General features: G+C 63.6%; 8 protein-coding genes and 1 other RNA gene. 3 read left to right on the top strand and 6 right to left on the bottom strand.

What is annotated here, in order from left to right:
* The 4 genes from VMR03_RS06300 to VMR03_RS06285 all read right to left on the bottom strand — a co-directional run.
* On the bottom strand, positions 1–800 hold an 800-nt coding region (locus tag VMR03_RS06300; RefSeq protein WP_325403357.1), incomplete at its 3' end, for an ABC transporter permease subunit.
* Positions 801–802: 2 nt separating this feature from the next.
* Entirely contained in the window at positions 803–2,689 is a 1,887-nt protein-coding gene (locus VMR03_RS06295) for an extracellular solute-binding protein (protein WP_325403355.1), read from the bottom strand.
* Positions 2,686–4,539 (bottom strand): extracellular solute-binding protein, encoded by a 1,854-nt coding sequence (locus VMR03_RS06290; protein ID WP_325403354.1) that lies wholly within the window; start codon positions 4,537–4,539, stop codon positions 2,686–2,688. Before VMR03_RS06290 ends, VMR03_RS06295 begins: the two co-directional genes overlap by 4 nt.
* A gap of 184 nt (positions 4,540–4,723) precedes the next feature.
* On the bottom strand, positions 4,724–5,359 hold the full coding sequence (locus VMR03_RS06285; RefSeq protein ID WP_325403352.1) for a cytochrome c family protein: 636 nt from the start codon (positions 5,357–5,359) through the stop codon (positions 4,724–4,726).
* 303 nt (positions 5,360–5,662) lie between these two features.
* Between VMR03_RS06285 and VMR03_RS06280 the strand changes: the two genes are divergently transcribed.
* The gene (locus VMR03_RS06280; protein ID WP_325403350.1) at positions 5,663–6,409 is read left to right on the top strand and encodes a 3-deoxy-manno-octulosonate cytidylyltransferase; all 747 of its coding nucleotides are present in this window, start codon (positions 5,663–5,665) and stop codon (positions 6,407–6,409) included.
* A gap of 11 nt (positions 6,410–6,420) precedes the next feature.
* Positions 6,421–7,293 carry a prephenate dehydratase gene (locus VMR03_RS06275; RefSeq protein ID WP_325403348.1) on the top strand — a complete coding sequence of 291 codons (873 nt, stop codon included), beginning with the start codon at positions 6,421–6,423 and terminating at the stop codon, positions 7,291–7,293.
* Between the two features lie 24 nt (positions 7,294–7,317).
* Here VMR03_RS06275 and nudC read toward each other — a convergent pair whose 3' ends face one another.
* Complete coding sequence (gene nudC, locus VMR03_RS06270) at positions 7,318–8,268, bottom strand: NAD(+) diphosphatase (RefSeq protein WP_325403346.1); 951 nt, start codon at positions 8,266–8,268, stop codon at positions 7,318–7,320.
* Between the two features lie 96 nt (positions 8,269–8,364).
* Positions 8,365–8,904, bottom strand: a complete 540-nt coding sequence (locus VMR03_RS06265; RefSeq protein ID WP_325403344.1) for a hypothetical protein — start codon at positions 8,902–8,904, stop codon at positions 8,365–8,367.
* Between the two features lie 159 nt (positions 8,905–9,063).
* Here VMR03_RS06265 and ffs point away from each other — a divergent pair.
* Positions 9,064–9,160, top strand: an RNA gene (gene ffs, locus VMR03_RS06260) — signal recognition particle sRNA small type.
* Positions 9,161–9,261 lie beyond the last annotated feature (101 nt).

The raw sequence follows: 9,261 nt of genomic DNA, 5'->3' as shown, positions 1-9,261 counted from the left end.
TTGGCGCGGGCGGTGACAACATACTGCTTGCGGATTTCGTCGAGGAAGGAGTTCTTGGTCAGCAGCGTCGAAGTCGCGAAGCCGCCGATGGTCATCGCCGTCACCGGCAGCACGATATGCCAGAGATAGTCGAGCGCCTTGCCGGCGAGCGAAAGCTCCGACCAGTTGTCGGAAGTGAGGCCGCGAAGCGGGAATATCTGCCAGTAGGAACCGCCGGCGAAAAGCACGATCAGGAAGATTGCGAAGAGAAAACTCGGGATTGCATAGCCGACGATGATGACGCCGCTGGTCCAGAGATCGAAACGGGATCCGTCCTCCACCGCCTTTTTGATTCCGAGCGGAATGGAAATGAGATAGGTGAGCAGCGTCGTCCAGAGCCCGAGCGAAATCGACACCGGCATCTTTTCGAGAATGAGATCGAGGACGCCCGTGTCGCGGAAATAGCTCTTGCCGAAATCGAAGCGCGCATAGTCCCAGATCATCTTGCCGAAGCGCTGATACCAGGGCTTGTCGAAGCCGAACTGCACTTCGAGCTGCTTGATGAATTCGGGGTCGAGCCCGCGCGCGCCGCGATACTTGCTGTTGAGGGCGGCGTCCGCCGCGCCGCCGGCGCCTTGGCTGAAATCGCTCCCGCCGCCGCCGATCCGCGCCGTCGCGGAAACGTCGGTGCCGGAAAGCCGGGCGACGATCTGCTCGATGGGACCGCCCGGCGCGAACTGCACGATGACGAAGCTGATGAACATGATGCCGAGAATGGTCGGGACCATCAGCAGAAGACGCCGCGCGATATAGGCTCCCATATCTATTCCTTGATCCCGAGCTTCTTCGCCTTCGCTTCGTCGATCCACCAGGTCCGCTCGACGCCGCGCTCATATTTCGGCGCCTTGTCGGGCCAGGCGAATATATCCCAGAAAGCGAGCGCGTGGCTCGCCTTGTACCATTGGGGAATCCAGTATTGCCCGGCCCTGAGCACACGGTCGAGCGCACGGGCGGCGACGATCTGCTCGGCTCGCGTCGGCGCGGCGATGACGGTCTCGATCAGCGCGTCGATGGCCGGGTTGTCGATGCCGCAGAGGTTCCGGCTGCCGTCGGTGTGCGCGAATTCCGAGCCCCAGAACCCGCGCATCTCGATGCCCGGCGTGAGGCCCAGCGAATAGCGCTGCACGGTGAGATCGAAATCGTAGGATTTGAGGCGCTTCTGGAATTGCGCGGAGTCGACGAGCCGCGACTGCGCCGCGATACCGAGAATTTTGAGGTTCTTGATGAAGGGACCTTCGATGCGCTGAAAGAGCGGATCGTCGCCGAGGAACTCGACCGTCAGTACCTCGCCTCTTGCGTTCTGGCGCGCGCCGCCCGCGATCTTCCAGCCCGCCTGATCGAGAAGTTCGGCGGCGTGGCGCAGCAGCTTGCGGTCCTGTCCCGAACCGTCGGTCGTTGGCGGACTATAGGCGGGCCCGAAGACCGACGCCGGTAGCTTATCGCGCCAAGGTTCCAGCAGCTTCACTTCCGCCGGCGACGGCAGCCCCTCGGCGCGCATCGGCGAATTCTCGAAGAAGCTCGATGTCCGCTTGTAGAGCCCGTAGAAGAGGTTCTTGTTGGTCCATTCGAAATCGAAGGCGATGGTCAGCGCCTCGCGGACGCGCGGGTCTGAAAACTTCTCGCGTCGCGCATTGATGAACCAGCCCTGCGCGCCGGACGGCGTATGATCCGGCAGCGTCATGCGCTTGACGCGCCCGTCCTTCACCGCCGGGAAGACATATTCCGTCGCCCAGGATTTGGAGGTGAATTCCTCCCGGAACAGATATTGCCCGGATGCGAAGGCCTCGAAGCCCGAGGTTCGGTCGCGGTAGAATTCGAAACGCAACCGGTCGAAATTCCATTGACCGACATTGACGTTGAGATCGCGCGCCCAGTAATCCGCGACGCGCTCATAGACGATGTAGCTGCCCGCCTTGAAGGCCCCGATCTTGTAGGGTCCGCTGGAAAGCGGCGGCGTCAGCGTCGTCTCGTCGAAGGGATGCGCCGTGTACCAGGCCTTCGAGAAGATCGGCATGTCGCCGGCGATCAGGATCGCGAGGTCGCGCGTCTGCTTGCCGGTGAAGACGACCTGGAACGTCGCGGCGTCGAGCGCCTTTGCTTCCTTCATTTCGCGCAGGTTGAGCGAGATGAGCGGATGGCCCTTCGCCTTGAGGAGATTGAGGCTGAAAGCGGCATCTTCGGCGGTGAGCTTCGAGCCGTCATGGAAACGCGCGGCGTCCCGCATGTGAAAGATCAGGCGGTTACCCTTGTCGAGGATTTCGACGCTTTCTGCCGCGAGCCCGTAGACCGCGTCCTCCTCGTCCCAGGCGCGCGCCATCAGCGTGTCGAAGATGATGTCGAGACGCGCCGGCGCATTGCCTTTGAGGATATAGCCGTTCAGCGTGTCGAAGGAGAGAAGCGAGGCGTTGTAGGCGCCCGTCACCGGCGTCTGAGAAAGCGTGCCGCCTTTCGGCGCTTGCGGGTTGCCATAGTCGAAATGCTTGAAGCCCGCCGGATATTTGAGATCGCCGAAAATAGACATGCCGTGGCGGCGCCCGGTATCCGCGCCCTTGGTCTGCGCGCGCAAGGGCGCCGGCAACAGCGCGGCGCCGAGCCCCGCGCCGATCAGGCCCAGCAGGTGGCGGCGTGGAAAGAGCAACCGCGATGTCATGGCGTCTGGGGCGCCTTGCCTGCGGCCTTGCCGCTTGCGTCGTACCACCAGATGTCCGGAAAGCCGATCGCGTAGTCCGGCATCGCTTTCGGATGCGCGAGCCGTGCCCAATAGGCGACGCGGGTGAAGGGCGAATACCATTGCGGCACCACGTAATGCCGCCAGAGCAGCACGCGGTCGAGCGCATGGGTCGCGGCGACGAGTTCGGCGCGGCTTTTCGCGAAGATCACGCGGTCGATGAGCTTTTCGACGACAGGATCGCAGATGCCGATGACGTTGCGGCTGCCCACGCGGGTCGCCGCCTCGCAACCCCAGAATTCGCGCTGCTCGTTGCCGGGCGAAAGCGATTGCGGGAACGAGGAGACGATGATGTCGAAATCGCGATTGTCGACGCGGTTCTGGTATTGCGCCGTGTCGACGGTCCTGAGCGCTGTCTTGATGCCGAGCTTGTCGAGCGACTGCTTGTAGGGTGCGACGATGCGCTCGAATTGCGGATCGGCGAGCAGGAACTCGACCGAAAGCTGCTTGCCGTCCTTCACGCGCTGGCCGTTGACGATCTTCCAACCCGCAGCGTCGAGGAGTTCGGCCGCGTGGCGGAGATTGGCGCGGTTGTTGCCGCTGCCGTCGGTCTTCGGGTTGCTGTAGGGCGTGGTGAAAAGGGCCGGCGGCAAATCCTTTTCGAAGGGCTTCAGCATGTCGAGCTCGAGCCCCTGCGGGACGCCGTTCGAGGCGAGCTCGGAATTGGCGAAGTAGCTGTCCGTGCGCGCATATTGGCCCGAGAAGATATTCTTGTTCTGCCATTCGAAATCGAGCGCCCAGTCGAAGGCCTCGCGGACACGCTCGTCCTTGAAGACGTCGCGACGCAGATTGAAGGCAAAGCCCTGCATGCCGGACGGATTATGCGTGCGGATCTGCTCGCGCTTGACGCGGCCATCCCGGATCGCGGGGAAGTCGTAGCCTGTCGCCCAGCTCTTGGCGCTGCTCTCGATGCGGAAATCCACCTGGTCGGCCTTGAAGGCCTGAAAGGCGACGGTCGGATCGCCGTAATAGTCGAAGCGCAGCCGGTCGAAATTGTTGGTGCCGACTTTCGCGGGCAGGTCCTTCGCCCAGTAATCCTTGACGCGCTCATAGACGATGCTGCGGCCCGGCACGACTTGCGCGATGCGATAAGGGCCGCTGCCGATCGGCGCTTCGAGCGTCGTCTGAGAAATGTCTCGCGGGCGGCCCTTGGCATCCTTGCCCGTCCAGTAATGCTTCGGCAGCACCGGCAACTGTCCCGTGATCTGCGGCAATTCGCGATTGCCCTTCACTGAAAAGACGAAGCGCACCTTGTCGGCGCCGACCTTCTCCGCTTTCTCGATGTTGCGGTAATAGGCGGCATAGAAGGGATGGAGCTTCTTCAGCGTCTCGAAGCTCCAGATGACGTCTTCGAGTGTGATCGGCTTTCCGTCCTGGAAGCGCGCCTCTTTGCGGAGCGTGAAGGTGACGGAGGAAAAGTCGTCCGGATAGGAAAGGCTTTCGGCGACGAGTCCGTATTCGGCGCCCGGCTCGTCGAGGCTCGGTTCGAGCAGCGTGTCGTAGACGAGGGTGAGAGCCGCAGCCTGCTCGCCCTTGACGATAAAGGCGTTGAGGCTGTCGAAGGTGCCGAGTGCCGCGTAACGTAGCGTGCCGCCCTTGGGGGCTTGCGGGTTCACATAGTCGAAATGCTTGAAGTCCGGTCCGTATTTGAGATCGCCGAAAAGCGACGCCCCGTGACGTTCGGCATCGGCTCGCGCGGCGGATGAAATTCCGGCGGCACCGGCGATCGAAACCATGAGCGCCAGAGCGAACCCGGCCTTGCTGAACGTCATTTCCCCTCCGGCTTGCGCGATGCTTCGCGATCTGGCGCGACCATGTCCATGGCCGAGATTTGCCGCCCATTGTGGCCATTTTTTGAGGTCCGCGCGAGCCTTGCCGCGTGAGCGAGCGACGAGACCAACAAAAAAGCGCCCGGAATTTCTTCCGGGCGCTTCGTTTGTTCCGGCGGACCGGATTTTAGTGCGCTGGCTGGGCTTCGGCCGGCTTGCCTTCCGCGGGCTTTGCGCCTTCGGCCGGCTTCGCCGCATCCGCCGGGGCAGCGGCCGCATCGGCCTTCGGCAGCGGCTGGTTCGAGCCCAGCGTATTCAGATAGACGAGGAGGTCGGCGCGCTGCTGCGGGTCCTTGATGCCGGCAAAGGACATCGCCGTGCCCGAGATATAGCCGCGCGGATCCTTCACGAAGTGGAAGAGCTCGTCGAAGGTCCAGGTGCCGCCATGCTTCTTCATCGCGTCGGTATAATTGAAGCCTGCCGCGCTCGCGACCTTGCGGCCGACCACGGCATAGAGGTCCGGACCGATCTTGGCGCCGGCGCCTTCCTGCAGATTGTGGCAGGCCTGGCACTTCTTCGATTGCTTTTCGCCGGCGGCGGGGTCTGCCTTCGCGAGCAGGACCGGCAGCGGTTCCTCGGCCGCGGCAGCGGCCGGCGCGGCGGCGCCGCCTTCGCCTTCCGCCGCGACGCCCTCGACGACGAAGGATTTCGGATTGGCCGCCGGCACGTCATAGAGGTAATCGGCGAGGTTTTTTACGCCGAGTACGACAAGCACCGAAAACAGCACTGCGCCTGCGATTTTATTGAGTTCAAAACTGTCCATCGGCTCTCGCTCCGCCCGTCCCGGTCAGGGAAGATGAATTCACGAAAAGGGGTGGAGAAGACAAGAGAAACGCCGAATAGACGCGGCCGCGCCTTGCCAGACCCCGCAATTGGCGCGGAGATTAGCCGCTTCCGCGCCTGCGCCGCAAGCCGTATAAGTGCCCGCATTCGCAGGGGTGCATGATGAAGCGTCATGCAGGGAACTCCCTTGCGGAACGGGCACGAATTGCGGCGATCCGTCGCACCTCGACACTCTTCAGGGTAGGTCCGGCCCGATGTTCCCGACCGAGCGGAGATGCCGTCCATGGCCGCCGAGCCCATCATCGTGATTCCAGCCCGCATGGCCTCGACGAGGCTTCCCGGAAAGCCGCTGGCCGACATTTGCGGCCTGCCCATGATCGTGCAGGTCTGGCGCCGGGCGAGCGAGGCCTGCCTGGGCCGCGTCGTCGTCGCCGCCGCCGAGCGCGAGATCGCGGAAGCCGTGGTCGCGGCGGGCGGCGAGGCCGTTCTCACCGATCCCGATCTGCCCTCCGGCTCGGACCGCATCTGGCAGGCCTTGAAGGGCGTCGACGCCGAAGGCCGCCACGAGATCATCATCAACGTCCAGGGCGATCTGCCGACGCTCGATCCGCATCTCGTCCGCCGCGCCGCCGACGCGCTCTTGAGGACCGGCGCCGACATTTCGACGCTGGCCTGCGAGATCAAGGTCGAGGAAGAACGCACCAATCCCAATGTCGTGAAGGCGGTGATCGCCCTTGCCGACGGCGCGCCTTCGGGCCGCGCCCTCTACTTCACGCGCGCGACGGCGCCCTATGGCGACGGCCCGCATTACCATCACATCGGGCTCTACGGGTATCGCCGCGACGCGCTCCGGCGCTTCGTTTCTCTTCCGCCCTCGCCGCTCGAAAAGCGCGAGAAGCTCGAGCAGTTGCGTGCGCTCGAAGCCGGCATGTCGATCGAGGTCGCGCTCGTTGACACCGTTCCGCTCGGTGTCGATACTCCCGCCGACCTCGAAAAGGCCCGTGCGGCGCTTTCCGCCCGCGCGATGTGAGACCTGTGCCCATGAGCGCTTCCGCGACATCCGAAAACACGATCGCCTATCAGGGCGAACTCGGCGCCAATTCGCACATCGCCTGCCGCGAGGCCTTCCCCGACATGGTCGAGCTGCCTTGCGCGACTTTCGAGGATGTCTTTGCCGCGATCAATGAAGGCAAGGCGCGCCTCGCGATGATCCCGATCGAGAACTCGGTCGCGGGCCGCGTCGCCGACATCCATCATCTGCTGCCGGAATCCTCGCTCTATATCGTCGGCGAGCATTTCCTGCGCGTGCGCCATCAGCTTCTCGGCGTGAAGGGCGCGGCGCTTTCGGAGCTGAAGACGGTCCAGAGCCATGTCATGGCGCTCGGCCAGTGCCGCAAGGTGATCCGCGAACTGGGGCTCACGCCCGTCGTCGCCGCCGACACGGCGGGCTCGGCTCGTGAAATCGCCCAGGCGAACGACAGGAGCCGGGCCGCGATCGCTTCCGACCTCGCCGCCGACATCTACAGCCTCGACATCCTGAAGCGCGATATCGAGGACGCCGAGCACAACACGACCCGCTTCCTCATCATGGCGAAGGAGCCGAACGACGCCGAGCCGGAGGAAGGTCCGGTCATCACGAGCTTCATTTTCCGTGTGCGGAACGTACCCGCCGCGCTCTATAAGGCACTGGGCGGCTTCGCGACCAACGGCGTCAACATGACGAAGCTCGAAAGCTACCAGCTCGAAGGCACGTTCAACGCGAGCCAGTTCTATGCCGATATCGAGGGGCATCCCGCCTCGCGCAACGTCCGCCTGGCGCTCGAGGAGCTGGAATTCTTCACCACCGAGCTGAAGATTCTCGGCATCTATAAATCCCATCCCTATCGCGGTGTGCTCGCGGCGGCCGGCTTCTGAGCGCCGCCGAAAGCACCGGAGACCTCAGGCCTTGCCTTCGGCAAAGGCCTTGACCAGTTGATGCGCGATGGCGAAGGGCGGCGGCAGCCAGAAGCTTCCATCGCCTTTTCCGGCGAGCACCGCCTGAATTTCCTCGCGCGTGAACCAGCGTCCCGCCGAAAGCTCGATGCCGTCGATCTTGAATTCGTCGGTTTCGGCCACCGCATGGCAGCCAATCATCAGCGACGACGGATAGGGCCAGGGTTGCGTCGAGTGATAGGTGACGCTGCCGACCCGGAGTCCCGCCTCTTCGTGGAGTTCGCGGGCAACTGCTTCCTCAATCGATTCGCCGGGCTCGATAAAGCCGGCCAGCGCCGAATGCATGCCCTTCGGCCAGATCTTCTGGCGGCCGAGAAAACAGGCGTCCTTGTAGGTCGCCAGCATGATCGCGACCGGATCGGTGCGCGGAAAATGCTCGGCCTTGCAGCTGGGGCACTGGCGCTTGTAGCCCGCTTCCTTGATCTCGCTCTTCGTCCCGCAGACCGAGCAGAAGCCGTGGCGCTGATGCCAGTCGATCATGCTCTTGCCTTGCGCGAGGATCGCAAGCTCCGTCGGCGTGATCTCCCCGGCCATGGCCAGCCCGCGCAATTCCTCGAAGGCGCCGAGACCTTTCAGCGACGGATGGTTCTCGGGGTCCTTGATGCCGCTCGCATCCGCTGCAAAGAGCGACTTGCCGCGCTTGTTGATGCCGAGAAAGACGATGACGGGATCGGGGCCGCAGAGGTCCTGCAACAATCCCATGCGCAACCAGCCGACATCCTTGCCCTGTCCGGGCTTTTCCTCCGGTAGCACGAAAGGCTGGAGCTTGTGGAACGGCACGAAGAGGCTCGCCGGATCGGCGATCTGAGATGCGACCCAGTCCGCGTCGGTGCGGCGATAGCTCGCGCGGTCGAGCGGATTGTTGGCGAAGATATTCGGATTTTGAGGAAGGCCCATGAGGGTGTCCGGCGCTTTGACGTTTCTGATGATTTGAAGTCGGTGGCCGGCAGGGTGGCACAGCGCTCGTCGCGGCTCAATCCTGGTCCCACGACCTCAGGACGCGGGCGTGTCGAGCGGATAATAGATGTTCTTCGGCTCCGTACCCTGCTCGACGAGTTTGCGGAAAACCTTGACCAGCTTGTCGAAGCTGTCGACCAGGCAGACAGGGGATGCCGCCGGTCCCGCTATCGAGACGACGAGGCCGGCCGTGACGAAGGCGCGTGCGTGTGCGTCGCAGGCGAAGCCGTAGGCGACGACCCGATCGGGTGCAATCTTGACGAAATCGTAGGTGTAGCCCTTGGGGCCGCGCTGCGTGGCGACGTAATAGGCCCCGTAGGCGTGACTGAGCAGGAACTGCGCGTCCCGGTCGTTGCCGAGGTAATAGAATTGCCCCTCGCGGTGAACCGTCACCGCCGCCATCGGCACCCAGCCGCCGTCGCCCTGCCGCAGATGCAGATAGCGCGCGCCGTCGCCGAGCGGCAGGTCGGCCTCGGCCGAGCGGATCAACGGCTCGACACTGAAATAACAGCCTGAGAGAAAGAGCGCGGCCAGCAGCGGAACGCTGCGCCGTGCAAGACGCCGAAAACCACCCATGCCCACCATCCGCGCCGCCCCCACCAAACCGCGGCCACCCCGAAACTCTTGTCGTAAGCCCCCGTACTGTCAATGTTTTCGCCGTTTTATCGTGCGGCACGGTTAATCCCCGCCGCGACACTTGCATCGCGGGTCTTTTACCCTGATATAGTCGCCTCGGGAGGTTGGCGATGGACGAGTCCCTCGCCAACCCGGTCAGGTCCGGAAGGAAGCAGCCGTAACGAGTTCGGCTCGGGTCGTTCGTCCAGCCTCCCACCTCATCTTCCTTGCCCACCTACTTCCCTGAAAGGCGCTCATGGACGGCAGCGAGGAAAATCCGGCGCTTATGGCAGACGAGCCGCATCGCCCCGATCCCGC

It is taken from the genome of Parvibaculum sp. (assembly GCF_035511255.1).
Classification (GTDB): Bacteria; Pseudomonadota; Alphaproteobacteria; order Parvibaculales; family Parvibaculaceae; genus Parvibaculum.
This window is presented reverse-complemented; position numbering and strand designations above follow the sequence as displayed.